Below are 25,125 nucleotides of genomic sequence, written 5' to 3'. Positions count from 1 at the left end.
GCCCCGCCGCGCGAGCGCGCGCTGTTGCCAAGGCGCGGGCGTCGAATTACGCTTGAGGTCCGCCACATCGGTTCAGCATCAGCCGCATCGTCATGCCCAAGTTTCTTCGCGTCGGCCTGCATCAGTCGAACGTATCGGGGTACACGTCGAAGGCGTGGTGCGTGCGGCGGGTCGGCTCGGTGGTGCTCCTGAAATGGGGCGCCGTCGAAGTGCAGGGCGCCGGCAAGAGCCGCAAGGTTTACTGGACGCATTTGCCACAGGAGAAAACGATCCGCTGCCGCACGGCGCAGCGCGCCCAGGACTACACCAGATCCGCCATCGCACGGCGGCGCAGCCATGACTATGAACCGCTCAGTGGAGCCATTGGCGTCAGGAGAAATTCTGCCAACGGCGGCGCCGAGCTCAAGCAGGCGCTCGCCACGATTCTGATCGTCGACATCGTCGGCTCCACGGCAAAGGCCGCAAAGCTCGGTGATGCGCGCTGGACCAAGGTGATGGGCCTCTACTATGCCGCCGTCCGCAAGGAGCTGAAGACGTGCCGCGGCAAGGAAGTCGTGACGACCGGCGACGGCGTGCTGGCAACCTTCAAGTCGCCGGCCGCTGGCATCAGTTGCGCAGCCGCGATTCAGAAAGCCGTGCGCACGCTCGGCCTCGAGATCAGGGTCGGCCTGCACGCCGGCGAATATAGCATCAGCGGCGGCGAGATGGTCGGTCTTGCCTTCCACATCGGTACCCGCATCGCCGCCAAGGCGCGCGCCGGCGAAGTGCTGGTCTCGAGCGCAGTGAAGGACCTGCTCGCGGCGCAATCCCAGATCCGCCTCAGCGATCACGGCAGCCACCAGCTCAAGGGCGTGCCGGCGCGGTGGCGGCTTTACCGGGTGGAGGGTTAGAGCATGATCCGGAAAAGTGTGAAGCGGTTTTCCGAAGAGATTGTGCTCAAACAAAGAGCTAAAACGCGATGACGATTCAACCCAATCTCATCGCGCTTTAGCCGCGAGGATGGCTTCCGCTCTGCCGGGCCTGCCACGCAGCAATTTTTCCTTCCAGCTCTCGCCGAACGCTGTCCACCACGCTGGCCCAGTCGTCCCGCTTCTTCTGCCTGAACAGGCGCATCGACCGATACCACGGGCTATCGTCGCGATTGAGCAGCCAGCGCCAATCCGGGTTGAAGGGCAGCATGATCCAGACCGGTGCGCCAAGCGCGCCGGCGAGGTGAACGACGCTGGTGTCGACCGAGATCACCAGGTCGAGGCAGGACATCAGCGCCGCGGTCTCGCTGAAATCGGTAAGCTGCTCGGTCAGGTCGATCATGTCGGAGCGTCCGGCGAGGAAGGCGCGATCCGCATCGCGAATGCCCTTCTGCAGGGAGACGAACTGGACGTCGCAATCCAGCAGCGGCACAAGCGCGCGCAGTGCGATCGACCTGTTGTGATCGTTCTTGTGACCGGGGTCTCCCGACCAGACCAGACCGACGCGAAGCTGCGTGCGGGGGCCGAGCCGGCTCGCCCACGACTCCACACGCGCTGCCGGCGGTGCAGGAAGATAGCCGTCCGCGAACGGAATCGTATCGGGGCGCGTCCCGAACGCCAGCGGCAGGCTACCGAGCGGGCAGTGCAGGTCGAACGCCAGCGACGGCGTCGACGACCGGTCGATACAATCTGCGACACCGCTGATCCCGGCCAGCAGCGGCCGGACTGCAGACTTGACCTCCAGAATGACCCGAGCCCCGAGCGCGGCCACCATGGGCGCGTAACGCACAAACTGGATGGAATCGCCCAGGGCCTCGTCGGCATGAAGCAGGATGGTCCTGCCCTCGAGCGGGTGGTCGCCAAGCCAGCGCGCTTGCGAAAAGCCGCGCTCCGCAAGGCCCAAAGACGGCGCCTTCCAGCGGGCCTCGCGTCCAAGCCAGCCCCGCTCGAAATCTCCGGTCAGCATCTGCAGCAGCGCGAGATTCCAGATTGTATCCGCATTGTCGGGGGCGACCGCCAGTGATCGGTGAAACGTCGCGAAGGCCTCATCCAGCAATTGCAGGCTCCACAGTGCCCGCGCCTTTTCGTTGAGCGCCGCGGAAAAGTCGGGACGAAGCGCGAGCGCGCGATCGAAGCTAGCAAAGGCCTGCTCCATCCGGCCCAGTCTCGCATGCAGCGTGCCGAGATTCTTGTGCGTCTCGGCCTCAAGGGGGTTCAGCGCAATGGACTTCTCGAAGTCGGCCTGCGCCTCCGCAAGCCGGCCCAGCCGCTGCAGGCAAAGCCCGCGCGTCTGATACAGAGGTGCGACATCGGGATTGAACTTTTCGAATGCGTCGAAGCATTCCAGGGCTTCGGCATACCGGCCGAGCTTGAACAGCGATTGGCCCTGCTTCGCGGCCTCCAGGCTCTTAGCGGTCACCAGATGCTGCGACGCGACTTGTGGGGATTGCCTGGCCGCGGCCCGGCGCTCTCTGCGGTTCATGAGCTGACCAGAAATGGAGACGACGTCCCGTCGCGCTATTTTCTGGTGCCAGGCTGGTGCGAGGCTGGCGCAGCCTGAAAGGCTCCCGCAACGAAAGAGGCCGCCTTCGCGGCGGCCTCAGTTCTGTTGTTACCATCGACCGGGACCGACGCCGATCGTGACGCCAGGCCCGTCATATCCGCCGTCGTAATAGCCGCGGTCATAATAGCCGCGATCATAATAGGTGCGCGCCGGCGCCTGATAGTAGCCGTAGCTATCGCGCCACCTTGCGTGGCGGTGACGGCAATTTCCAACGCCGGCCATCAACTGACCACCACTCATGGCAGGGCCTTCGGCGCCGACCGCGTTGTTGCCTGAGCTCGTGCAGGGACCCGGGCCTTGCGCGAAGCTCGGGGTCGCCATCGCAGTCACCGCGATGGTCGCGGCAATCACGGCAATGCTTGGAACGATCTTCATGTCTGTCCTCCAGTTTCGAGAGGGATCAACGACGCGTAGCTGCCGACGTTCCCTGCGATGCGCTGATGCGAGCATGCGGAACATGGGAGCCTCCGTCTTCGCTACCGGGCGGTTCCAGCTCTGTGCAAAATCCTGCGCGACGTCAGCCTGGTGGGGTTCCCTACGGATCGCGTTCGGCCAGGAACTGGCTGATGGCGTCAAAGGCCTGCATGCGGTTCTTTTCGAGCAGCACCATATGGGTGCCTTCGCCGATTTCCACCCATCGCTTGTACGGCGCCCGTTTGAGCGAACTGAACAGATCCTGCATCGTGGCCATGGGCACATCGCGGTCCCATTCAGCATGAACGAGAAGCACGGGGACGCGGATGTCGTTCGGATCATAGTAGGCTTTGCCGGCGCCCCAGTAATCGCGGATATCCTGGATCGGACCATTCACCGCGCGCATCACGCGGGGGCGCTCAGCGTTCCCCAGCGGATCTGACGCGAGCGAGGCTTCCGCCCAGCGCTCGAACCAGCCTTCCGGGATCAGGCTCGCGCGTGCCGCTTCCGGCGCCGCGGCGAGCCAGCGCTCCCTGAAATCGAGCACGGCGACCTTGCGGTAGCCACCGAGTGCGCCACCGGAATCAATCGGGGCAGGGGTGTTCAGCAGCCACAGCGGCGCGACCAGCGCCAGCCGCGCGACCTTGCCGTTGTTGCCGGCGGTATAAGCCCCCGCCACCGAGCCGCCCCAGGACATGGCGACGAGATTGAGGCGCGGGATGCCGCGGTGTGCGAGGACATAGTCGACCGCGCTGGCGAGGTCGCGCACCGCGACTTCGGTGCGAACGAGCGGCGCGGAGTCCTGCGCCGGCGCGTCCATTTCAGCCGGCCGGGTCGATCCGCCATAGCCGCGCGCGTCGAGTGCGAACACATCAAAGCCCTGCGTGGCGAGATGATCCATGAAGGAGCGGCCACCGAGCGGCACGTCGAACAGACTGGCCGACGAATAGGTCGCGCCATGGACCATCAAAATGCTCCGCTCGGCGGAGAAAGTCTTTTGCGCACTGGCGCGCTTGTTGCGCAGGTGAAGCGAAATCCCCGGCGTGTCGCTCGGGACGGTGAAATCCTCGACCACGAGGTCGGGCCTGTATCCATGTGCAGGAATGGTCTGGTCCATCGTCATTCTCCTTCTGTCAGAGGAATTGCCAGGCGAAGCGCTCGCCGCTGCGCGTGATGCGCCCGATGGAGGACTGTGCGAAATGGGTGGTGAAGACGGTTGCGCCGCTCTCGGCCGCGTCCTCCAGCACGAATTTGCGCGAGCGAAGTGCTGCGTCGGGGAATTCGCAGAAGCAGGAATTGAGCGAGGGCTCGTAGACCTGGAGCGGGTGATGCATCACGTCGCCCGCGAACACGGCTTGCTCGCCGCGAGAGACGAGGCGGATGGAGGCGTGGTCGACACTATGGCCCGGCGTCGGGATCAACGAAATTCCCTCCAGGACCTCGCCGCCGTCGACAGTGACGAGCCGTGCCAGGCCGGCATCGATCACCGGGCGTACGCTATCGTCATAGACGCGGTCGGCGGGCTTGCGCAGGGCAGGGCCCAAGGCCGGATTCGTCGCTGGTTCCTCACCATTGGCCAGGCTCTCGCCATAGCCCTGCTCGATGCGAGAGAAGATGTAGGTCGCGTTGGGAAACGTCGGCAGCCAGCTTCCGTCGATAAGGCGCGTGTTCCAGCCGACGTGGTCAGCATGGACATGGGTGAGGAGCACATAGTCGACCTCCTCAGGCGTGACGCCCGCAGCTTGCAGCCGCGCGAGGAAGGGCTCGTTGAGCCGGTGCAGCGGCGGAATGTCGGGCCTGTTCTTGTCGTTGCCGGTCGCCGTATCGATCAGGATGGTGTGGCGCGGTGTCTTGACCAGCCAGCTGTGGATGCTCTGGATGAACGTGCCGGTGGTGGCATCGAACGAGCCGGCCTCGAGCCGCGCGCGCTGGCGCTGCAGCGCCTCCGGGTCCGCGCCCGGATAGAGCATGTCGAACTGAAAGGCCGCGAGCGACAGTTCGTCGATCCGGGTGATGGTGGCATCGCCGACGCGATAAGCCTTCGTCTCCTTCGTCACTGAGCGTCCTCCGCTTCGGTCGGCGCCGGATCCGGCGAGATTGCCGACATCCCGGACCTGCCGCCGTGGCTGTGAGGTACGCGCCGGGCGCCGCGTCCGGGAGGGCCGTGGGCTCGATACGTCTCATCGATGCCGGTGATATCAGGGCCTTGCGGCGGGCTGCTTTTCATGCCCGCGTGAAGGCCTTAACCTCTCTCGGTGCGGCTCATGCGGCCGCGATCTTCTTGCCTTGAATGGAGGTGCCGCGATGGCGGATGTCGAACGCGGTCCGGGCCGGTCGGCCGACGATGCCGACCTCGCCGAGATCGACCTCGGCCTGTTGCTTGCGCTGGAGGCGCTCCTGCGCGAGCGCAACGTCACCCGTGCGGCATTGCGGCTGAACATCGGGCAGCCGGCGCTGTCGGCCCGGCTGAACCGGTTGCGGCAGGTGTTCGACGATCCGCTGTTCGTGCCGGCAGCGGCGGGACGGGGCGTCGTGCCGACACCGCGAGCCCTGGAGCTGCAGGCGGAACTCGCCGAAGTGCTCGGCAGGTTGCGCCGCATGGTGGAGGGGCCGGCCGCTTTCGACCCGGCGCGGGACCAGCGCACCTTCGTCGTTGCCATTCACGAGAATCCGGCGGTGACACTGGCGCCAGGTTTCGTCGCTCAATTGACCGCGATGGCGCCCCGCACGCGGCTCGCCCTCGTTCATCCCACGCCCGACATCGTCGATCGCCTTGAACGTGGCGAGATCGATATCCTGGTCACGGGACCCGGCGGGACCAGCAGCGAGCTGATGCAGCGTCCGCTGTTCGAGGACAGCTTCCTGACCGCGCAGCGCAAGGGCCATCCGCGCGGCACAGACGCGCTCGATCTCGACGCGTTTTGCGCATGCGATCATCTGCTGATCTCCGCAGATGGCGGCGGCTTTGCGGGCCTGGTCGACGACGCGCTATCAGCGCTCGGCCGCAGCAGACGTGTCGCGGTCTCCATCCAGACTTATGCGCTTGCCCCCGTCATCCTCGCGCACAGCGATTGCATCTGCACCCTGCCGCGGCGATTCCTGATGCGCTTCGCCCACGAGCTCGATCTGGCGCCGCCGCCGCTCGAACTGCCGCCCGCCCGCATCGTCGCGCTCTGGCACCCGCGCAACCAGGAGGACGCAGGCCACGCCTGGTTGCGGGATCGCCTCTACCAGGCTGCTGCCGCCACGTGATCTCTGCGACCGCGTGGAGCAGCCGAACTCGCGTTTGACAAAGGCCGGACGCGCCTAATCAATCTCAAGGTCCAGCAGGCGCGCGAATTGCTGCCCGGCATGCATGTCGCGTTCCTGCATCCAGCCTTGCGGATGCGGGCGCGGATAGGAAATCTTGATCACGTGCAGATTGTCGACCGGGATGCGTTTGACCAGGTCGGGATTGGTGCCGAACAAGCGCGCAAATGTCTGCGGCGACAGCGCCGGCGTATCGCGATAGCGCCTGAAATTCTCCTCGCCATCGAAGAAAAGGTCGACCGTCACCCAAAATGGCCCGGCATTCTTGGAGCGGACGTGGCGGCAGATGTCGCTGAGCTTAGGCATGGAGTGCCCCCTTGTTCGCATCCGCCGGGTCGATGCTCACGCTGCGCACGAGCTCGAAGGCGTCGCTTGTTCGCACGACGTGGTTGAGAACGAACTCATACACCTGGCCGCGCGGAATTTCGGCTGGCGTAAACGGGAATGCATAGCTCGGCATCTCGATGCCCGGGCGCAGCGGCGTGTGGAAGAAATAGGGGTTGCACGCCTTCGCCATCCGGTTGGCGAGGTCCTGCGTCGGCGCCGTGACCACGAACATCACGCCGACATCGCGCGGCGGGACCGTGTCCCGCGGCACCGGCCGGCCGGACGTGCCGTTCCACCCATAGATGCGCAGCGACACATCGAAGCGAACAGCTTCGTCACCAAAGGTCTTTCTGATGCGCCCCGTCAGGGTCTCCAGCATGAGATCGTGGAATTCGTCGAGATTGGCGAGCACCTCCGGATCTTCGATGCCGATCAGCATGATTGTCTGGAAATCACCGCCGCGGGCGCCTTCGAGCTTCATGGTGTAGGGCTTCGGCGTCCAGCGCGAGCCGGTGACGCGGGTGATGCGGTTATCGACCCAGCGATAGTCCGCATCCCGGGCATCAAGCACGCCGCCGGGCTCGGTCAGCGTGAACGGGTCGCTGTTTTCGTACAACAGGTGCGCGGACACGGTCTCCGGCGAACACTGGTTGTCGATATCGAGCGGCTCGATCTCGAAGGCGTCGCGGCCGACCCGCATCAGCACGCCGCCGAGCCCGGGATTGACCGTACATTGACCGCCGCATTCGGCGATCTTGGCGGCGTGCCAGGCTTGCGCGATGCCGGCGCCGCGCATCAAGGGAACCGCGGCGAGCACGGCCGTGTCGGTCGTGCGTCCGCCGAGCACGATGTCTGCACCGGCCTCCAGCGCTGCGATGTACGGCTCGGGTCCCATCAATGCGACGATATGCTCGCAGGATTTCAGGTCGGCGTCGCTGAGCGGGCCTAGCGGCGGCAACGGCGTGATCTCTCCCTTGCCGTTCTTCCTGACGAGATCGTCCGCCTTCTGCTCGCTGTAGAGACAGACGATCTTCGGGGCGATGCCGAGCTCGGCGGCCACTTCGAGCGCAATGTCTCGGGTCCAATCGACGCCGCTGTCGGTGCCGCTGGTGCCGCAGCTTCCGACCAGCAATGGAATTTTCGCCGCATGCGCTTCCGCCATCAGGATCTGCAGGTCGCGTTTGATGGATTCGCGGTTCATCTTCGATACGCCGCGCGCGAGATAAGCCGGCCCGCTATCGGTCGATCCGGAGTCCACCGCGATGGCGCTGGCGCCGCGGCGGAGGCCGTACTGGATTTGCGTGCGATTGACGCCGGCGCCCAGCATCCCCGTCGGGACGATGACGCTTACCGTGTCGGACAGATTTACACTCTCGGTCATGTACCTGATCACCTCTTGCGACAAATGAAGTTGCGCTAGCGCGCAATGTCTTCAAGCGAACGTCCGCGTGTCAGCGGACCGTAGATGCCAATCGAGCCCATCACCACGAACATGCTGAGCGAGATGAACACGAAGACCCATTGTGCACCGAAGTCCCTGAGAAGAAACGCGATGATGAAGCTCGTGAACACCGTCGACAGGCGACTGAACGAGTAGACGAAGCCGACCGCGCGGGCTCGCACCTCGGTTGGATAGAGCTCGGCCTGGTAGGGATGGTAGGCATACGACATCAGTGTGTTGGCGCCGACGATCAGCGTACCGCACAGGATCAGCAGCGAGGGAACCGTCAGCATGGCAAAGATCAGGCCGAGCCCGGCGGTGGCGCCTGAAGCGACGACGATCTGCCATTTGCGCTCGTAGCGTTCGGCGACGGTAAAGCCCCACAGCACAGCCCAGAGCGGAAAGGCCACCGCAATCACGGCGGAGTAGAACAGGCTCTTGGTGATCGAGTGCCCTTGCGCCGCGAGCAATGTCGGCAGCCAGTTGGTGAAGCCGAAGAAGCCGATCGTCTGAAAGAAATTGAACGCCATCAGCATGATGGTGCGCTGCCGATAAGGCGGCTGCCAGATTTCCGCAAAGCTTGCGCGGCGCGGGACGCCGACAATTTCAGGCGCAGGCGCCGGCAGCGCATGGCCAAGGTCCTGCTCGAGCTGCTGTTCGATTTCGCTGACGATCCGATCGGCGGCCTCGATGTTGCCGTGCTGCGCAAGCCACCGCGGTGACTCCGGCAGATTGACGCGCAACCACCACACGAAGGCAGCGCCACCTGCGCCGATCAGGACAACCCAGCGCCAGCCCGCAACGCCAAGGGGATCGAGCGGAATCAGCAAATAGGAAACGAACGCAACCAGCGGGATCGCAAGATAGGCGATCGCGTGCATGATCGCCGCCGCCTTGCCGCGCATATGCTTCGGCACGATTTCGACGAGGTAGGCATCGATGGTGACCAGCTCGACGCCCAATCCAATTCCGGCGAGCAGGCGGCACGCGAGGATGCCGTTTGCGGTCGATTGCAGCGCCATCACCAGCGTCGCGATGCTGTAGCCGACCAGCGCCCACAGGAAGATCGTCTTGCGCCCGAAGCGATCGGCGACGGAGGCAAACGCGATCGCGCCGATGAACAATCCAAGGAAGGTTGAAGACGCAAACGCGGCCTGGTCCGGCAGGCCGAACAATCCTTTGCCGCCTTCCGAGAAGATGCCTGATCGCACCAGGCCGGTTGGGACGTAGGCGGTCTGATAGAGGTCGTAGACTTCGAACATTCCCGCCAGCGAGATCAGGACTGCGAGGCGCCATGTGTGCCTGTTCTCCGGCAGCCGATCGATGCGCGCGGTGATCGCCGCGGCGTGCGCATGCGGCAACGGCTCGGCTGGCCGCTCGGCGATAGCCGTGATGCTCACTTGGACTTCCCCTGGAGAATGGGCGTTTCTACCTCAGGAGATTGAATACAATAAGCGAGATTGTCAACAATATCTTATATTGGCAACAATTTACTGGCCAGTGACTGTGATTCTGGTAGTCTTGGCAGGAGACAATTCCGGATGAGAATCATGACGTTACAGCCAGCCAGCGGCGCTCTCGTCGACCAGATTGTCGCCCGCCTTGAACAGGCGATCCTCACCGGTGAGCTGGCGCAGGGGCAGAAGCTTTCGGAGCAGACCCTGTCCGACCGGTTCGGCGTCAGCCGAGGTCCACTCAGAGAGGCGATCCGCACCCTCGAGGGGCGCCAACTCCTCGAACGCACGCCATTCTCCGGCGTCCGCGTCGTGCAATTGTCGCTCGACGATCTGGAGCAGTTATTGACGACGCGCGAAGCGCTCGAGGGCATGGCGAGCCGGCAGGCCGCCGAGAACATGACGCTGCACGAGACACGGCAGCTGCGCGTCCGTCTCGCCGCTTTCGAGGACAGCTATCGTCGCGAAGGTGTCGATGGCGTGTTCCGTGTCCGCAGCGCCGGCGACGATTTGCACACGCTGATCGTGCGCGGCAGTCGCAACCGCTGGCTCATCGACATCATCTGCAACGAGCTCTATCCGCTGCTGCAGATCTGCAGGTTTCAGAGCACGGCGGTGACCTTACGAACCCGGCAGCGGATCGAGGTGGTGCACCGCGAACACGAGGCGATCATCGTCGCGATCGAACGCCGCGATGCCGATGCCGCAGAAGCCGCAATGCGTGCCCATCTTGTCGCCTCGCGGACGATTCTGATGGCGCAGTTGCGCGGCGAGCCACCCGCGACCGCCGTGGCCGGAGCTTGAGGCGCGAAGGGGCGCGTTCGTCCTGTCGCGGGGACGAGGCCAGTAAGCTTCCTTGGTCTTACCTTCGCCACGCTTCAGCGCTGCTATCCGGCAGCTCGTCTGGCCGAGGAGGCGACAATGGTGAGGACGATTGCGATCGGTTGTCTCGCTGCAACACTCTATGCCGCTCCGCTTCGCGCGGAGCCCGCCGATGCCGTATCACCGGCGATCACCAAGCCGAACAATGACGCGACATTGCGTCCGCCGCACGTACGACCGCCGGCACCGCGTCGCACCGCTCCGGCAACCGGGTCTGCTCCAACGGATCAATTGCATCGGTGATGTGATCGAGCAGAGAGTCGCGGGCCGCGGCGCGAGCTGCGCTTCTCAGGTCGACAGCCGTGGGCGCGGCGTCAGAGGACGACGTCGCGGTTGACGTTCTTGTAGAGCAGATAGACCGCGTGATTGAGCCCGGTGGGATAGAATTGCTGGGGGCAGAAAGATCCCATCCAGATGAAATCATCAACCCAGATTTCGTGCCAGCCGCCGCCAAGATAATAGAGGCCCTGCCCCTCCAGCATGAACAATCCGTGCTCCATGATGTGCGTTTCCACCGCCGGGAAGCAGACGCCGGGCTGGAAAAACATCAGGTTCATCTCGAAGTCGAACCTCAGGTCGCCCAGCGGCAGCAGGTGCTTGAACCCGCGGCCCTGCAATCCGGTATGGTTAGTCATCGGCATGGATTGCTGCTGGCCGATGATCGCCGTTGGGGCGGCAATGCCTTCGGCTTCCTCATAGCGTTTCTTGACGGCGATGATGCGCGCTGGCGCGGTGGGGCGACACGTCATCGCAAATGACAGGCCGGGCGGTACATAGACAAACGCCCCCGCTCCGAGCGGCACTGTGGAGTCGGAGCCGATGGTCACGTCCACTTCGCCTGCCACGACATAGAAGAAGTGCTGCAGATCCACACAGATCGGCCGGGCCGTACCTCCGGCCGGTTCGATTTCCAGCACGAACTGGACAAAGCCGGCGCCGAGCGATGGTGCTGCCAGAAAGCGCACGACTGTCGATCTCCACGCCGGAAGCCTGCTGACCAACACACCCTCCGGAGGGATGAACGCGAAGTTGCGGCCGACAACGCCGCGATTATGGCCGATCGCTCCGGGCGGAACGACACCGGGTTGGCCGGGCAAATCGCTGGGGTTCATCTGATGTCCTCGATCAATTCGCGGGAGTCCGAATTCAATGGAAAGCCCTAACGAGAGGCGCCTCCCGGTTTCGGAAACATATGGCGGACGCTGGAGCCGGCTTCGCGTTGCAGCCAGTTTCGGACAGTCATCATCACGGGATCCTTGCGGCGAACGCGCGAATGCAGAAGGTACCAGCCCGTCCCTCGCATCAACGGGGGGAAAGACAGCGGAGCAATCAGCCGGCCGAGGTCGAGTTCCGACGTCACCAGACTGGGATTGATCAGTGCAAACCCGAGACCGTTCATGGCGGCATGTGCGGGCAACACGCTGCTGGCGAAATGCAGCATGCGTTGCGGTTGTTCGCCATGCAGTCCGACCATTGCAAACCAGGCGGCCCAATCCTGCGCCGTGTCGTCGGTGGAGATCAGGGTCTCGGTGAGCAAATGGGCCGGTTCGATAAGCCGTCGTTGTGCAGCGAGGTAGGCCGGACTGCACATCGGTATCAGCCGGTCGGCGAACAGGAAATGGGCGTTCAGTCGCGGCCATTCGCCTCGGCCGTGGGCAATCGCCGCATCAGGAGCACCCTCACGCAAAAGATCCGGCAGATCGGGTTGGGTGAGCAACCTGATGGTCAATTCCGGCTGCTCACGATGGAAGCGGGCAAAGCGCGGCAGCAGCCAGCCGGTGGCGAAAGCCGTCGGCGCATTCAATGCGAATGTCGCGCGCGGCCGCTCCGACAGCAGCCGGGCAGTCCCGCTTTCGAGCGTATCAAACGCCTCGGACACGACGGGCAGCCAGGTCCGGCCAAACTCCGTCAGCTCGAGCGACTGCGGGTAGCGATCGAACAGCTTGCGGCCGATTTGGACCTCCAGCGCCTTGACATGCCGGCTGACTGCTCCCGGCGTCACGGCCAGCTCATCGGCGGCAAGCGCAAAGTTGACGTGACGAGCAGCCGCCTCGAAAGCGCGCACCGCGTTGAGCGGCGGCAGACGGCGACGGGCCGGACGCTCGCGTTTCGACAGACGTGACACCGGCTGACCTGCCCTTTCACCCGCCTCGGTGCCGTTTCGAAGCGGTGTCCATGAGGCTTAGTTTTTATCATGCTCAGCCGCAAAACAAGTGGTTTGCTGAAAAAACGCCGGGGACGGTAGGTTCATCGGGTCGATGATGCGGCTCAATGAACTCGCATCATGGGCCAACGATGCAAATCGGCCGGGAGGCGACCGAACACTGATCAGTCCTGTGATCGATGATGCTTCGCTCCAAAGCTGCGGCGAAGTATCTGGCAACAAAAGAGGTCCTCCGTGGGATTGCGCCATTTTGTGCTGTCAGCCGCGCTTTCACTTGTCGGTCTCGCCGGCGCTTCTGAGGCCGCGCACGCCGAAGACAGGGTGCTGAAAGTCTCGTTGCAGACCGAGCTTCAGGTTCTCGATCCGATCATCACCACAATCAATGCGACCCGCGTGTTCGCGTACCTCGTTTTTGACGAGCTCGTGGCGATCGACAGCGAAGGCCACTACAAGCCGCAGATGCTCTCCGGCTGGGAGGTCAGCTCCGACCGCCTGACCTACACCTTCCATCTCCGCGACGGGCTGAAGTTCAGCGATGGCGCGCCCGTGACGTCGGAGGACTGTGTCGCCTCGATCGAACGCTGGGCCAAGCGCGAGGGCTTCGGTGCCCAGCTGATGGATGCCGCGGAGCGATTCACGGTGATCGATTCCAAGACGTTCGAGTTGAAGCTCAGGCGGCCTTTCGCCTTCGTCATCGAGGCGCTCGGCAAGCCCGGCCATCAGATACCCGTCATGATGCCGGCACGCCTGGCCCGCCTGGACGCGAACACCGCGGTGCCGGAGGTCGTCGGCTCAGGGCCGTTCATTTTCCTGAAAGACGAGTGGCGCCCCGGCGCCAAGGCGGTGTTCGCCCGCAATCCCGACTATGTCCCGCGCTCCGAGCCGGCAGATGGTCTTGCCGGTGGGAAAGTCGCGAACTTTGACCGCATCGAGCTCTTGAGTATTCCCGATCAATCGACCCGCGCCGCGGCCCTGCAGAAGGGAGAGGTCGATCTTCTGGAGGTCGTGCCCTACGATTACATCGACGTGCTGCGCAAAAATCCCAAGGTGACGATCGGCAAGCAGCCGGCGATCGCCCAGAACATGATTGCGATCAATGTCGATCACACCCACGCGCCTTTTGACAATCCGCTTGTACGCCGGGCGTTGCAGGCCGCGGTCGAACAGAAAGACGTCATGGCTGGTCTGGGACTACCGGCCGACATGTACCGCACCTGCTATTCGATCTACATGTGCGGCAACGACGGAAGTTCGGACGCCGGCACGGAATATTCCCGCGACATCGGGCCGAAGGCCGCCCAGAAGCTCCTGAAAGAGGCCGGCTACAAGGGCGAGCCCGTGGTGTTTCTGCATGCAGGAACATCCGCCATTCTCAATCCGGTGGGCTCCGTGCTGGCCGACCAGTTGAAGCAGGCGGGCTTCAACGTCGATCTGCGGACATCGGACTACGCGACGGTTGCGGCGCGTCGCCTGAAGAAGGCGCCGGTGGCGGAGGGCGGCTGGAGCGTGACCCCGCTGGTGATGGCGGGTATCGATCTGGTCAATCCACTCGCGCAGCAGATGGTGTCGTTGAACTGCCTGGAGAACAATCCCGGCTGGTATTGCGATCCGGAGATGAGCAAGCTGCTGAAGGCGTATTCCCAAGCGTCGAGCCCTGCCGAGAGCAAGAAATACCGCGACGAGATCCAGGCTGCCTTCCACAACAACGTCAACTACGTTCTCGCCGGACAATTTGCGACACCTCCGGCCTACCGTTCGGATCTCAAGGGCATGATCCCTTTCAGCTTCCCGGTGTTCTGGAATGTTCGCCGCGAGTAGCAGGAAGGTACGACGCAATCCGGCGGTCGTCGTCCTGCGTCTTGCCCGGGAGCAACGGTGACATGAAGCCCAGGATTCTCTATCAGTTGACCAGTCCCATGCACCGTACCCTCGGGGTCGAGGAGATCGAGCGGCGCCGCGCATATTTGTCGGAGGCCGCCGCGTCCGATGTCGTCATCGACGTCTGGCCGCTCGCCGATGGGCCGTCGGCCGTCGAGTCCAACGCCGACGCGGCCCGGGTCGTGCCCGAGCTTCTCCTTGCTGTTCCGAAATGGATCGCGGAGAGCTACGACGCCGTCATCATCGGCTGCTTCAGCGACCCCGGTGTTGCCGCCATTCGCGACCTCACCGATATTCCCGTCATCGGGCCGGGCGGCAGCGCGATGCACCTGGCGGCCCAATTCGGCGAACGCTTCTCGGTGCTGTCGTCCGATCCCACGCCCAAAGGGCTGCTCGCGCGCCTTCGTTCTCTTGGGGTCGCCGACGTCTTCGTCTCCGAACGCATGGTCGGCTGTTCGGTGCTCGATCTCGTCCGCAGACCGGATGAAGCCTTCAATGGAATTTTGGCAGCAGCACGCGCCTGTGTCGACGATGGCGCAGACATTCTGGTCATGGGCTGCATGGGGATGGGGTTCACGCCGCAGCTGACGGAACGTCTGCAGGATCGCGTCGGCGTACCCGTCGTCAATTCCGTGCTTGCCGGTCTCAAAATCGCTGAAGCAGCCGTTGGCATGAATCTTCGCCCTGCCAAAGTCTCCGGGAGCAACCGATGACCAGCGCCGCGCTCGCCGATGAGGTCGAACAGTTGAAGGCCGTGGCGCTTGCCTATGAGGCGCGGCATTTTCCGATTCCGGACTTCGTGCTTCCGCCCGGCGTGCGGATGGCGGTGAACTTCACGCTGGATTTCGATGCCATGCTGGCCCGCCGGCTTGCGAATGAGCCGCCGATGCAACTCGCGAAAGGGGAGTTCGGCGGCCGCATCGGGATTTGGCGCCTGCTGGAAATGTACGAAGCTCACGACATCAAGGTCACGATCTTCACGCCGGGGCGCATTTGCGAGCTCTATCCGGAAGCCCTGCGCCGCGCGGCCAGAGCCGGGCATGAAATCGCCGATCACATGTGGGAGCATCACGTTCCCAAGGACAAGGCGCTCGAGGAGGACCATCTGCTCAAGACCATCGCCGCGCTTGAACGCGTCGCCGGTCGCCGTCCCGTTGGAACCCGCAGCGAACACAGCCCCGCGCTGCTGCGGCGGCAGGGCTTCATCTACAATTCCTCGACCTCCTGCACCTACACACCGCTCTATCAGGACGACGAGAACGGGATGAACAGGATGGTGCAGCTGCCGGTGCACTTTGCTATCGATGACGCGATGTATTTCAGCGCGAATTGGGCTGGCAGCAAGACCGCCGCGCAAAGGCTGCTCGATCCGGATGAAGTGTTCGAGATGTGGCGAAGTGCCTTCTGGCACCAGTACAGGCTAGGCGGTTATCTCAACTTCATGCTGCACCCCTTCGTGTCCGGCCGTGCCTCCAGAGTCGATATGCTGGAGCGCCTGATCGTCGAGATGAAGAAGCTTCCAGGCGTGTGGTTCCCGACCTGCGAGGATCTGGCGCGGCACGTGCTCGCCCGGCATCCCGCCTGAAAATCGACGACAGCCCGTCAGGACCAGCTCAATGCCCTGGAAGCAGAACTACACGATATCGGACGAAATCGGGATGAAGGATTCGGAAGTCCGCTGGCCGGACGGCAAGCGTTGTTGCTTCAGCGTGGTCGTCGATCTCAGTCCTGCCTCGACACCTTCAGGGATTACCGCGCCCGATATCACGCATCCGACCTCGCTGTTCGGTATCACGGTCGGGCTGCAGAACATCATGCGGCTGCTGCGGCGATATGGTCTGCGCGCGACCTTCGTCGTCCCCGCCGTGATGGCGGAGATCCATCCCGACCGCATCAAGTCCATCCGCGACGACGGGCACGAGATCGCCGCCGGAGGATGGAAGCACGAGGATGTCAGCGCGTTGAGCGTGGAGGAGGAGAGAGAACGGATCGCGCTGACGACATCGACGCTGGAGCGGATTGTCGGACGCCGGCCGAAGGGATGGTTTTCCCTGCCCCGGCAGCAGGACGCGTTCGCCGTCGGCAGCGTGAGCTGTGCGACGATAGGCCTGCTGCTCGATGCCGGTTACGGCTATATGGGCAACGGGCTCGCGGACGATGCTCCGCACTATTGGGTCGCGGACTTCGTGCAGCGCAAGGCTTTCTTGACGCTTCCATACCATTACAGCTGTGACGATCAGTTTTTCCTGATGTTTCCGACCGAAGGCACAGGCCTTGATCGGGTCAATGCGCTGAAGCGAAATTGGCTTCGCGAGTTCGAGGCCCAGTATCGACGCGGTCGGTACTTCTCGCTGACGCTGCATCCGAAAGGGAGCGGCTGGGGACACCACGCCGAGGCGCTCGAAGAGGTGCTTGCATACATCGCGAATTTTCCTGGCCTATGGAATGCTACGGGAGCGGAATGCGCGGATTACTGGTCCGCGACCTATCCCGCGGACACCCATCTTCGCCTGTCCGCTTCGATCTGGCAGGACTATGAGGGCAGCCTGAGCTGACTCCTCGCGAATATTGATGCGGGGCGTTGCAATTATTTTGCGGGAGCATGATGCCGAACCAGACACAGTCAACCGAAGCGGAATCGCTTCTCGCCGGCCTGCGTCGCTGGGTCGAGATCGAAACGCCAACCGGTGACGTCGACAACATGGCGCGGCTGCTCGACGTCGTTGCCACAGACTTTGTACAACTCGGCGCCAGCCTGGAGCGAATTCCGGGGACCGATGGAATGGGCGACCATCTGCTGGTCCGGCTGCCGTGGGGGCGCGGGCCGGGCATCCTCTCCGTTTCGCATCTCGATACGGTATGCCCGCCGGGGTCGGTCGCCATGCGCCGCGATGGCGACCGCTTTCATGGTCCGGGCATCGCAGACATGAAGGCGGGCGGCTTTCTGGCCTTCAAAGCCGCTCAGCATATTGCCGGTCTGGTCCATCAGCCGCACCTTCCGCTGACGCTTCTCTACACCTCGGACGAGGAGATCGGTTCTCCGACCTCGCGCCGCATCATCGAGCGGCTGGCGCGGGAATCCCGCTACGCGCTGATCGCCGAGCCGGCCCGCAAGGACGAGGTCATCACCTTCCGCAGGGGCCGTGCGAAATACCGTCTCGACGTCGAGGGCCGGGAAGCGCATGCTGGCTCGGCTCACGCGAGCGGCCGCAGCGCCATCTCCGAGCTTGCTCGCCAGGTCGTGCAGCTTGACAAATTGACCGACTATTCGACGGGAACGACGGTCAATGTCGGGGAAGTCGGTGGCGGCACGGCGCGGAATGTCGTCGCGGGCCGCGCCTTCTGCACCATCGATGTCCGCTTCTCCTCCGCCGAGGCTGGCCGATTGGTTGATGAGACGATCTTGTCCACCGGGCCGATCGGCAGCGACGTCACGGTCACGGCCAGTGGGGAAATTGAAAAGCCGTGCCTCGAACGGACTGCAGGTGGATTGGAGCTGTTCTCGCTCGCGAAATCCATCGCGCGGGAGCAGGATATCGACCTCGTCGAAACCTCGAGCGGCGGTGGCAGCGACGGCAATTTCACCTCGGCCGTTGGCACCCCGACCCTGGATGGTCTCGGTGCGATCGGCAATGAGTGGCACTCGCCGAACGAATATGTCGTGGTCTCCGCGCTTCCACGACGCGCCGAGCTGCTGCGGCGAATGATCACGGCGCTTGGATCATAGACGAACCGGTCTCGGCGGCGTGCTCAGCTCGACATCAGCGCGCGCGCGGCGCGGGCGAGACGGCGGCTTACGGTCTTCTGCCGCAGCGCCTCCGTCCAGTCGAACATGCTCGAATTGACATCATAGTCGCCGCGCTGGGCATCCGGGATCGCACCGGCCACGATACGTGCGATCAACTGTGGCAATTCCCGATAGAAAGCCTCCGTGCGATACGGCGGATGCAGCGAGTAGAGCCCGGCGCCCGAACCGAGAAAGTCGATGCGGGAAAGCCCGTTGCGCATCATCGCCGCGGAGATGATCTCCTCGGCCGGCATCGTCAGCGGCGACTGGTGAAACAGTCTTGCCCGGATCCGGCGCTTGAGATTCGGACGCACCAGCTCCAGCGCCCCGACCGACGCATCGAACTTGTTCTGATCAAGCACGAAGATCCGCGTGCTCACGGTGCGAAAACGGTAGGCCGGGTAGGCGGCGGCGAGCCGCTCGGGCGGCTGGATCCCGGTCAGTCCGGGGAACCCGCCATGCAGATCGCCGAGCGTGCCGTCAGTGCGGGGCGGACCGGGAAGCGGTCCGGCGAACAGTGCATCCGGCGTTGCCGTCAGCCAGCCGATCGCTTCCTCCAGCCAGACCTGGCTGCCGCCGCCGAACAGCATGTCGCTGTCCATATGCACCACATAGTCCGCGTTCGCCTTCGACAGACCGTAGAAATAGGCATGGAACGGCCCGCCATCGAAGGCCTTTTCCGGATAGGCGCCGGACGTGGAGAAATAGCGCTGCCGCACGGCCGCGAGCGCCGCCGGCGAATAGTCGACCTCGGCAATCTCCGCCTTCGGCGACTTCCGCGCGATGGCCTCCAGCAATGCGAACAGGCGCCGGCGGCTCTCCTCGTTGGCGCTGCCGGCATAGCGGCCGCTCTTGCTCTGCCTGGTGTCGACGGTGAAGACGATACGATCGACCTGATCGCCCCACACCTCGAGCTGATGCGGAAGTGTGTGGACCGCATGGCGCACGTCCAGCGGATGCAAATTGATCTGAAGCGCGGATCTGACCTGCATCTCATCTCTCCTTGCCGGTGAACGGGCCGGTCACGTCCAAGAGCAGCTTGCGTCTGAATCAGCTGTTCGAGGGAGGCGGCCTCAGCGGATCGGCCTGGATTTGCACCTTTCCGTGCTTCTATCCGCAATTTATCAAACATGGTCCTCGGCAGAAGCCAATTCGCCCTGCGTCGTTAACGAACCGCAGAGCGTCAACGATTGAGTAACCATTCTTGTTAGCCAAGCGCCGGCTGGCGCATGATCCAGAGAAGTGCGAAGCGGCGGAGGTCAGCTCTTTCTGATCATCCGCCAGCGACCGGGAGTGGTCCCCACCCTCGCCGAGAAAGCTCTCGTGAAGTGGCTTTGATCGGCGAAGCCGCATTTGATCGCAATGTCTATGAGCGGCAACGAGGAGCCGACGAGCAGGCGCTTGCTTTCCTCGATGCGCTGATCCATCAACCAGCGATGCGGCGGAGTGCCGGTGCTGATCTTGAAGGCCCGGGCAAAATGGGCCGTCGACAAGCCGCATTCGGTCGCAATGTCTGCCAGGGAAACCTCCCCGTCGAGATGAGCGCGTATCAGGTCCTTTGCGATGCGAAGCTGCCAGGGTGTCAATCCGCTGCGTTGCAGGCGATCGACGGGAAGAATGCTGGTGTAGGTGTGGAGGAAATGCGTGTTGAGCGCCATCGCAACAGAGCCAACGAACAGCTCGTTGGCCTCGTGCGGCCGCTCAAGCGCGGGCAACAGGCACTTGCCGAGATGCGCCACGACAGGATCGCGGATGTTCGTACCCGCCGCAATGTCGAACTGAACGTGCGCAGCCTCAAGCTCGCTCGCAAGACCACTCAACGCGCTGTGCGGCAGATACAGATAAAGAAAATCGAACGGATCCTGGAAGCGAACGATCGTCTCGCATCGCAGATCGTAGATGCTCGTCTCGTCCTTCGCGGCGCCCTTGCGGGCATGGCGTCCATCAACCCATGCCTCGGCCCTTTGACGTCGCAATCGCAGACACAGCGCGAACGCTGCATCGGGCGGTGACGGCAAGGTTGGATCGCTGGACGGCCCGAAATGGGTCATCCGCACCGCGGCGAACGTTCCCTTCTGGAGCGACTTGACGAGGCCCGTGCTGGGCTGCCGGATCATCGGGAATAATGTGGCGAGCCGCTCGCCATAGAGTCCGCAATCGTCCATGCTCTACGTTCGACGCTCCGCCGGCAACGACCCCCAGTCATTGCCGTCGGCGTATACTCCCTTTGCCCGCGCCATTGCGGGTCTTGATGTGCCGGATCGCTTTATCTCGGATTGGCGTTGGTTCGCAGTCAAGTTGCACGAAGGTATCTTATTCCCGTCGTCGTCTCGTGGAGAACCGATCCCGGGTGACACGGGCCGCAACGAAAGGCCGGATTTGAGCCGTCGACGATAGAAACTACTGGACCGGGGCAACGTCGACCGAGCAGCCCTCGCTGTTGCCGCCTATGCGCTCTTTCTTGACCGGTCTCAGGTCAGCAAATGCCTCTTCCAAAATCGTGGCCACCTCCAGCAGCGAAATCATCAGCCGGGGCGTTCGCCGAAGCTTTTCTTCGACGGCGGCCGCATGGAGATCGTTCGGCGTTCGCCCGCCGAGCAGTCGCCGCCGCCCAAAGGCGATCTTGTGGACGTTGCCGGAAGTATATCCGACCGACTCCCACGACTGTTTCGACTCCTGCAACAGCTCGTCCGCCATTCGCTGCATCACCTTGATGATGGCAATCATATCCCGCCTGGCACCGATGAGGCCGCCATGGCCGTCGCGCTCGATAGCGGAGGCCGCCACGGATTGGCTTTGCAAATCGGCGAGTTGGTCCAATAGCGTCGTGAATTGCGTCCGGGCAACGCCGGCGAGAGCCTCGAGCAAGGACAGATTGCTCTGCATCGACGCGGTTGCGACCTCCGGCTTGATCAGTGTGAAATACATCAAATGCCCCAGAGACAACAAAGCAAACAGCTAAGGTGCGATTCTAGGAGGCTTCAATCGAGGGTGCTTGAACGTCTTGAGCCACGATTGATCAATGCAAGCCTCAAGAGCGAATTCGGGAACAATAGGCAATAATGTCCCGCGCGAGCACGCGGTGCGTGAATATCTGTTCATCTTCCAGCGGCACGACGCCCTGTTTGAGCCGAGCGACTTCACCTGCTTTCGCGCAACCACCAAGGCCGTGCTCGCGCCGTCAGCCAGGGCGTGTGCGACATTCGCTCGGAGCGGAGCTCAACGCCAGGGGGCACGATGGCGTAGCCCCTTCTCCTCGTGGTCGGAATGCCTTAGGACGGGACGAGGACGAGGGGTGAGATGGCAAAGCAGACCGTGAAGAAGCCGCCCGCACTCAAGGGCGTATCGGCGGCCGAACGGGCACTCGCGGTATTGACCGCGTTCCGCCGCGGAGACGGCGCCCTGAGCCTGGCCGAGCTCGCGGAGCGCACCGGCCTCGTCAAGAGCACGATCCTGCGGCTGGCCTTGTCGCTGCAGCAATACCGGCTGCTCGCGCGCCTGCCTGACGGCTCGTACCGGCTCGATGCGGAGACCTTGCGCCTCGGCACGGCCTATCAGCAGGCGTTTCGTCTGGCCGACCACGTCATGCCCGTGCTCGAGCAGCTCGCGGCAAAAACCGGCGAGACCACGTCCTTCTATGTCCGCAATGGCGAGGAGAGGCTATGTCTGTTCCGGGTGGAGAGCAGCAATCGTATCCGGATGACCGTGCAGCCGGGCGATACGCGCCCGATGGACAAGTCTGCCATCGCGCAAACGCTGCGACGATATGAGGCCGGGCCGCCCGGGCCGGACGATGAGTTGCCGCTGTTCACCTCCGGCGTGACGGATCCCCATGCGGCCGCTCTTGCCATGCCCGTCTTCGGTATCGGCGATTCCCTGGTCGGGGCGCTGGCGGTCTCGGGGCCGGTCAGCCGGCTCACGACAGCGCGGGCGGAGCAGATCAAGCCGGCGCTGGTCGAGGCCGCAACCAAGCTGACCCTGGCCTGCGGCGGAACGCCGTCCTCCGGCACGGCGAAAAGCGGACGCCGGCGANNNGTTCGGCTTAAAACGAAACGCAGTTTCGTTTCAGCTTGCGACGTTGGCTTCGGCGGGCGACAATCCTGTCGAACTCTATGTTCTGCCAAGCGCGTCACAAAGGCCAGCCCATGACATTCTTCAGCCCGCCGCGCCGGATCGAGACCAGCATCTTCACGCGACTGCCGGATCATCTTCGCAAACCGCGCCGCACCGCCTGGGCCGATGCCAATCAGGGCGGACGCGAGATCGACTCCTTCCTCGAAGGGCCGTCCTTCGATCGGCAGGGGCGGCTCTACGTCACCGACATTCCCCATGGCCGCATCTTTCGCGTCAGCGCTGACGGGGGGTGGGAGCTGGTGTCCGAATATGATGGCTGGCCGAACGGCCTGAAGATCCACCGCGACGGCCGCGTGTTCATCACCGATTACAAGCGCGGGATCATGCTGCTCGATCCCGCCAGCGGCAACGTCACGCCGTTCCTGGAGACGGCGGCGAGCGAGAGCTTCAAGGGCGTGAACGATCTCGTCTTCGCATCCTCAGGCAATCTCTATTTCACCGACCAGGGCCAGACCGGCATGCATGATCCGACGGGCCGGGTCTGGAAGCTCACGCCGGATGGCCGGCTCACCTGCCTCATCAACACGATCCCGAGCCCGAACGGCATCGTCGTCGATCCCGAGGAAAGCTTTCTGCTGGTCGCGGTGACGCGCGCCAACCAGATCTGGCGCGTGCCGCTGCCGGCGAGCGGCCTGACCACCAAGGTCGGCATCTTCTCGCATCTGCACGGCGGCCCGGGTGGTCCCGATGGACTGGCGCTGGATGACGGCGGCAACCTTCTGGTCTGCCACACCGGCTTCGGCTCGGTCTGGCGGTTGTCGCCGCTGGCCGAACCGCTCGACCGCATCGTCTCCTGCGCGGGCGTCGGGACGACCAATCTTGCCTTTGGCGGCCCAGAGCGAAAGAGCCTCTTCATCACCGAGAGCCGTACTGGAACGATCGTGCGTGCCGAGCTCGAGACGCCGGGCCTGGCGATGTTCTCGCACGCCGATTGACGGCGGGAACCGCCGCCGTAACCAACGGCCACCGCTTCACTTTCTCCTGGGCACACCCTCGTCCGGCGGACACGGGCGCCGCTTTGGCTTTTCACAAAATGAAACGCCGTTGCAAAAAAAATTGCAACGGCGTTCTGTTTTTGCTAAGGCGCTTGCCATGGCCGGGACAACACCGGCGCCCCGGGAGGGAACCCATGGCAAACGTCGCTGCCGCTTCAGTCCAACAGGGCTTCACAGCCGAGGAGGAGAAGATCCTCGCGAAGGTGCTGTGGCGGATCGTGCCCTTTCTGCTGCTCTGCTACATCGTCGCCTATCTCGACCGGGTCAATGTCGGCATCGCCAGCCTGACGATGAACGGCGACCTCGGCATCTCGCCGTCCGCATTCGGCTGGAGCGCCGGACTGTTCTTCTTCGGCTATTTCCTGGCGGAAGTGCCGAGCAACCTGGCCTTGCAGGCCGTCGGCGCCCGCAAATGGATCGCCCGCATCCTGATCACCTGGGGCCTGATCTCGGCGGCAACGGCGTTCGTGGTCGGCCCCGTCAGCTTCGGCGTGATGCGCTTCCTGCTCGGCCTTGGCGAGGCCGGCTTCACGCCCGGCGTGTTCCTCTATTTCACCTATTGGTTTCCGGCGCGCATCCGCGGCACGGCGACGGCGGCATTTCTGCTCGGCATCCCGATCGCGAACATCATCGGCGCGCCGATCTCGAGCTCGCTGCTCACCCTCGATGGCCTCGGTGGCCTGCATGGCTGGCAGTGGCTTTTGATCCTCGAGGGCCTGCCGGCGACCCTCCTGGGAATCGTGTGCTTCTTCACGCTCACGGACAAGCCAGAGCAGGCCAAGTGGTTGAGCCCTGACGAGCGGCGTTGGCTCGCCGAGGTGCTGGCAGCAGAGCGCGAGGCCATTGCCACAAAACATCCCTCGCGACTCAGGGACGCCTTCATCAATTGGCGCGTCCTCGCCTGCGCGGCCGTCAATTTCTGCGCCATCATCGGCTCGGTCGGTCTCGGGCTGTGGATGCCGCAGATCATCAAGGGGCTCGGCTTCGGCGTCGTCGCCGTCGGCTTCATCGCCGCCATTCCCTATATCTGCGGCGCCATCACCATGATGCTGTGGGCGCGACTGTCGGACAAAGGCGGCGAGCGCAGCTGGTTCGTGGCATCAGGGCTGCTCGTCGGCGCGGCCTCGCTGATCGTCTGCGGCTACGCGACGTCCTCCGCGCCGGTTTCGATCGTCGCGCTCTGCGGCGCCGTGATCGGCATCATGTGCTACCAGTCGACGTTCTGGCCGATCCCGTCGAGCTTCCTCACCGGCAGCGCCGCCGCCGGCGGCCTCGCGATCATCGTCTCGATCGGCAATCTCGGCGGCTTCGTCGGTCCTTATCTCATCGGCGTGATCAAGCAGTCGACCGGCAGCTTCTCCTGGGCCCTGATCTCGGTGGCCGCGTTTCTCGGCCTTGCCGCCATCCTGATCCGTCCGGTTGGCGCCAGTCTGCAGCGACAGGCCGGAACGGCTGACGGCCGCACCGGCCGCATCGCATCCCTCTCGAAAGGAATTTGAAAATGAGCGAACGAAAGCAGTTCCGTCTCGGTCTGGTCGGTTATGGCGAGATCGGCAGCACGCTGGGCAAAGGGCTGCGCGAGGCCGGCCTGCAGCAGATCTTCTGCTACGACAAATATGCCTTCGACGGTCCGTATGCCGATCTGATCCAGGGCCGCGGGCGTGACACTGGTCAGGTCCAATCGGGAATTGGCCGATGCGGCGGAGCTGATCTTCAGCGTCACGCCGGGCTCGAGGTCGCTCGAAAGCGCTGATGCCTTCGCGCCTGTTCTCGACGGCCGCCACACCTTCCTCGACTTCGCCTCGGCC

Annotated in this window: 23 protein-coding genes and 1 pseudogene; 12 read left to right on the top strand and 12 right to left on the bottom strand. The window is 63.7% G+C overall.

The annotated features are described in order from the left end of the window. Positions 1-92 precede the first annotated feature (92 nt). Complete coding sequence (locus AOQ71_RS16415; RefSeq protein WP_057747853.1) at positions 93-890, top strand: adenylate/guanylate cyclase domain-containing protein; 798 nt, start codon at positions 93-95, stop codon at positions 888-890. Positions 891-987: 97 nt separating this feature from the next. Here the strand turns inward: AOQ71_RS16415 and AOQ71_RS16410 are convergent, their stop codons facing one another. From AOQ71_RS16410 to AOQ71_RS16395, 4 genes are all read right to left on the bottom strand, one after another. Then, on the bottom strand, positions 988-2,451 hold the full coding sequence (locus AOQ71_RS16410) for a tetratricopeptide repeat protein (RefSeq protein ID WP_057747850.1): 1,464 nt from the start codon (positions 2,449-2,451) through the stop codon (positions 988-990). Positions 2,452-2,580: 129 nt separating this feature from the next. Next, positions 2,581-2,907, bottom strand: a complete 327-nt coding sequence (locus AOQ71_RS16405; RefSeq protein ID WP_057747848.1) for a hypothetical protein — start codon at positions 2,905-2,907, stop codon at positions 2,581-2,583. A 160-nt stretch (positions 2,908-3,067) separates the two neighbouring features. Next, positions 3,068-4,063: an alpha/beta hydrolase gene (locus AOQ71_RS16400; RefSeq protein ID WP_057748071.1), complete on the bottom strand. Its 996-nt coding sequence runs from the start codon at positions 4,061-4,063 to the stop codon at positions 3,068-3,070. A gap of 16 nt (positions 4,064-4,079) precedes the next feature. After that, complete coding sequence (locus AOQ71_RS16395; RefSeq protein WP_057747843.1) at positions 4,080-5,003, bottom strand: MBL fold metallo-hydrolase; 924 nt, start codon at positions 5,001-5,003, stop codon at positions 4,080-4,082. Between the two features lie 247 nt (positions 5,004-5,250). Between AOQ71_RS16395 and AOQ71_RS16390 the strand changes: the two genes are divergently transcribed. After that, the gene (locus AOQ71_RS16390; protein ID WP_057747841.1) at positions 5,251-6,198 is read left to right on the top strand and encodes a LysR family transcriptional regulator; all 948 of its coding nucleotides are present in this window, start codon (positions 5,251-5,253) and stop codon (positions 6,196-6,198) included. Positions 6,199-6,252: 54 nt separating this feature from the next. Here the strand turns inward: AOQ71_RS16390 and AOQ71_RS16385 are convergent, their stop codons facing one another. The 3 genes from AOQ71_RS16385 to AOQ71_RS16375 are packed head-to-tail and all read right to left on the bottom strand — an operon-like array spanning position 6,253 to position 9,423. Beyond that, positions 6,253-6,561, bottom strand: a complete 309-nt coding sequence (locus AOQ71_RS16385; RefSeq protein ID WP_057747838.1) for a DUF4387 domain-containing protein — start codon at positions 6,559-6,561, stop codon at positions 6,253-6,255. Next, complete coding sequence (locus AOQ71_RS16380) at positions 6,554-7,963, bottom strand: acyclic terpene utilization AtuA family protein (protein ID WP_057748068.1); 1,410 nt, start codon at positions 7,961-7,963, stop codon at positions 6,554-6,556. The genes AOQ71_RS16385 and AOQ71_RS16380 overlap by 8 nt, the downstream gene beginning before the upstream one ends. Positions 7,964-7,998: 35 nt before the next feature. Further along, complete coding sequence (locus AOQ71_RS16375; RefSeq protein ID WP_245316904.1) at positions 7,999-9,423, bottom strand: MFS transporter; 1,425 nt, start codon at positions 9,421-9,423, stop codon at positions 7,999-8,001. Positions 9,424-9,573: 150 nt separating this feature from the next. On the opposite strand from AOQ71_RS16375, the gene AOQ71_RS16365 reads away from it, so the two are divergent. Continuing rightward, positions 9,574-10,281 carry a GntR family transcriptional regulator gene (locus AOQ71_RS16365; protein WP_063958248.1) on the top strand — a complete coding sequence of 236 codons (708 nt, stop codon included), beginning with the start codon at positions 9,574-9,576 and terminating at the stop codon, positions 10,279-10,281. Positions 10,282-10,673: 392 nt separating this feature from the next. Here AOQ71_RS16365 and allE read toward each other — a convergent pair whose 3' ends face one another. Then, a complete protein-coding gene (allE, locus tag AOQ71_RS16360; RefSeq protein WP_057747829.1) occupies positions 10,674-11,471 on the bottom strand; it encodes a (S)-ureidoglycine aminohydrolase in 798 nt (265 codons plus the stop codon). Between the two features lie 47 nt (positions 11,472-11,518). Next, complete coding sequence (locus AOQ71_RS16355) at positions 11,519-12,484, bottom strand: LysR substrate-binding domain-containing protein (RefSeq protein WP_057747826.1); 966 nt, start codon at positions 12,482-12,484, stop codon at positions 11,519-11,521. A gap of 273 nt (positions 12,485-12,757) precedes the next feature. Here AOQ71_RS16355 and AOQ71_RS16350 point away from each other — a divergent pair, with 273 nt between their 5' ends. From AOQ71_RS16350 to AOQ71_RS16330, 5 genes are all read left to right on the top strand, one after another. Next, a complete protein-coding gene (locus tag AOQ71_RS16350) occupies positions 12,758-14,341 on the top strand; it encodes an ABC transporter substrate-binding protein (RefSeq protein ID WP_063958239.1) in 1,584 nt (527 codons plus the stop codon). A gap of 62 nt (positions 14,342-14,403) precedes the next feature. Beyond that, entirely contained in the window at positions 14,404-15,114 is a 711-nt protein-coding gene (locus AOQ71_RS16345) for an aspartate/glutamate racemase family protein (protein ID WP_057747821.1), read from the top strand. Then, on the top strand, positions 15,111-15,986 hold the full coding sequence (locus tag AOQ71_RS16340; RefSeq protein WP_057747818.1) for a polysaccharide deacetylase family protein: 876 nt from the start codon (positions 15,111-15,113) through the stop codon (positions 15,984-15,986). Before AOQ71_RS16345 ends, AOQ71_RS16340 begins: the two co-directional genes overlap by 4 nt. 31 nt (positions 15,987-16,017) lie before the next feature. Next, positions 16,018-16,956 carry a polysaccharide deacetylase family protein gene (locus AOQ71_RS16335; protein WP_057747815.1) on the top strand — a complete coding sequence of 313 codons (939 nt, stop codon included), beginning with the start codon at positions 16,018-16,020 and terminating at the stop codon, positions 16,954-16,956. Between the two features lie 47 nt (positions 16,957-17,003). Beyond that, positions 17,004-18,128: a M20 family metallopeptidase gene (locus tag AOQ71_RS16330; protein ID WP_205668233.1), complete on the top strand. Its 1,125-nt coding sequence runs from the start codon at positions 17,004-17,006 to the stop codon at positions 18,126-18,128. Between the two features lie 23 nt (positions 18,129-18,151). Here the strand turns inward: AOQ71_RS16330 and AOQ71_RS16325 are convergent, their stop codons facing one another. The 3 genes from AOQ71_RS16325 to AOQ71_RS16315 form a co-directional block, all read right to left on the bottom strand. Then, positions 18,152-19,180 carry a hypothetical protein gene (locus AOQ71_RS16325; RefSeq protein WP_057747812.1) on the bottom strand — a complete coding sequence of 343 codons (1,029 nt, stop codon included), beginning with the start codon at positions 19,178-19,180 and terminating at the stop codon, positions 18,152-18,154. Positions 19,181-19,447: 267 nt separating this feature from the next. Further along, entirely contained in the window at positions 19,448-20,239 is a 792-nt protein-coding gene (locus tag AOQ71_RS16320) for a helix-turn-helix domain-containing protein (protein WP_162268366.1), read from the bottom strand. 349 nt (positions 20,240-20,588) lie between these two features. Then, the gene (locus AOQ71_RS16315; protein WP_157083539.1) at positions 20,589-21,074 is read right to left on the bottom strand and encodes a hypothetical protein; all 486 of its coding nucleotides are present in this window, start codon (positions 21,072-21,074) and stop codon (positions 20,589-20,591) included. 414 nt (positions 21,075-21,488) lie between these two features. Here AOQ71_RS16315 and AOQ71_RS16310 point away from each other — a divergent pair. From AOQ71_RS16310 to AOQ71_RS47885, 4 genes and pseudogenes are all read left to right on the top strand, one after another. After that, positions 21,489-22,220 (top strand): annotated as a pseudogene (locus AOQ71_RS16310) (IclR family transcriptional regulator); the annotation flags it as partial. Between the two features lie 113 nt (positions 22,221-22,333). Beyond that, positions 22,334-23,257, top strand: a complete 924-nt coding sequence (locus AOQ71_RS16305; protein ID WP_057747802.1) for an SMP-30/gluconolactonase/LRE family protein — start codon at positions 22,334-22,336, stop codon at positions 23,255-23,257. Positions 23,258-23,451: 194 nt separating this feature from the next. Then, the gene (locus AOQ71_RS16300) at positions 23,452-24,816 is read left to right on the top strand and encodes an MFS transporter (RefSeq protein WP_057747799.1); all 1,365 of its coding nucleotides are present in this window, start codon (positions 23,452-23,454) and stop codon (positions 24,814-24,816) included. A gap of 2 nt (positions 24,817-24,818) precedes the next feature. Further along, positions 24,819-25,070 carry a hypothetical protein gene (locus tag AOQ71_RS47885; RefSeq protein WP_245316903.1) on the top strand — a complete coding sequence of 84 codons (252 nt, stop codon included), beginning with the start codon at positions 24,819-24,821 and terminating at the stop codon, positions 25,068-25,070. Positions 25,071-25,125 lie beyond the last annotated feature (55 nt).

The organism is Bradyrhizobium manausense (assembly GCF_001440035.1).
Taxonomy (GTDB): domain Bacteria; phylum Pseudomonadota; class Alphaproteobacteria; order Rhizobiales; family Xanthobacteraceae; genus Bradyrhizobium; species Bradyrhizobium manausense.
The sequence above is the reverse complement of the archived record's forward strand: the minus strand, read 5'-3'. Positions and strand labels throughout refer to the sequence as shown.

What these genes read in the sequence shown, in the direction of transcription:
- AOQ71_RS16415 (WP_057747853.1), top strand. Translation starts at nt 93, where the DNA reads ATGCCCAAGTTTCTTCGCGTCGGCCTGCATCAGTCGAACGTATCGGGG.
- AOQ71_RS16410 (WP_057747850.1), bottom strand. Translation starts at nt 2,451, where the DNA reads ATGAACCGCAGAGAGCGCCGGGCCGCGGCCAGGCAATCCCCACAAGTC.
- AOQ71_RS16405 (WP_057747848.1), bottom strand. Translation starts at nt 2,907, where the DNA reads ATGAAGATCGTTCCAAGCATTGCCGTGATTGCCGCGACCATCGCGGTG.
- AOQ71_RS16400 (WP_057748071.1), bottom strand. Translation starts at nt 4,063, where the DNA reads ATGGACCAGACCATTCCTGCACATGGATACAGGCCCGACCTCGTGGTC.
- AOQ71_RS16390 (WP_057747841.1), top strand. Translation starts at nt 5,251, where the DNA reads ATGGCGGATGTCGAACGCGGTCCGGGCCGGTCGGCCGACGATGCCGAC.
- AOQ71_RS16385 (WP_057747838.1), bottom strand. Translation starts at nt 6,561, where the DNA reads ATGCCTAAGCTCAGCGACATCTGCCGCCACGTCCGCTCCAAGAATGCC.
- AOQ71_RS16380 (WP_057748068.1), bottom strand. Translation starts at nt 7,963, where the DNA reads ATGACCGAGAGTGTAAATCTGTCCGACACGGTAAGCGTCATCGTCCCG.
- AOQ71_RS16365 (WP_063958248.1), top strand. Translation starts at nt 9,574, where the DNA reads ATGACGTTACAGCCAGCCAGCGGCGCTCTCGTCGACCAGATTGTCGCC.
- allE (WP_057747829.1), bottom strand. Translation starts at nt 11,471, where the DNA reads ATGAACCCCAGCGATTTGCCCGGCCAACCCGGTGTCGTTCCGCCCGGA.
- AOQ71_RS16345 (WP_057747821.1), top strand. Translation starts at nt 14,404, where the DNA reads ATGAAGCCCAGGATTCTCTATCAGTTGACCAGTCCCATGCACCGTACC.
- AOQ71_RS16340 (WP_057747818.1), top strand. Translation starts at nt 15,111, where the DNA reads ATGACCAGCGCCGCGCTCGCCGATGAGGTCGAACAGTTGAAGGCCGTG.
- AOQ71_RS16335 (WP_057747815.1), top strand. Translation starts at nt 16,018, where the DNA reads ATGCCCTGGAAGCAGAACTACACGATATCGGACGAAATCGGGATGAAG.
- AOQ71_RS16330 (WP_205668233.1), top strand. Translation starts at nt 17,004, where the DNA reads ATGATGCCGAACCAGACACAGTCAACCGAAGCGGAATCGCTTCTCGCC.
- AOQ71_RS16325 (WP_057747812.1), bottom strand. Translation starts at nt 19,180, where the DNA reads ATGCAGGTCAGATCCGCGCTTCAGATCAATTTGCATCCGCTGGACGTG.
- AOQ71_RS16320 (WP_162268366.1), bottom strand. Translation starts at nt 20,239, where the DNA reads ATGACCCATTTCGGGCCGTCCAGCGATCCAACCTTGCCGTCACCGCCC.
- AOQ71_RS16315 (WP_157083539.1), bottom strand. Translation starts at nt 21,074, where the DNA reads ATGCAGAGCAATCTGTCCTTGCTCGAGGCTCTCGCCGGCGTTGCCCGG.
- AOQ71_RS16305 (WP_057747802.1), top strand. Translation starts at nt 22,334, where the DNA reads ATGACATTCTTCAGCCCGCCGCGCCGGATCGAGACCAGCATCTTCACG.
- AOQ71_RS16300 (WP_057747799.1), top strand. Translation starts at nt 23,452, where the DNA reads ATGGCAAACGTCGCTGCCGCTTCAGTCCAACAGGGCTTCACAGCCGAG.
- AOQ71_RS47885 (WP_245316903.1), top strand. Translation starts at nt 24,819, where the DNA reads ATGAGCGAACGAAAGCAGTTCCGTCTCGGTCTGGTCGGTTATGGCGAG.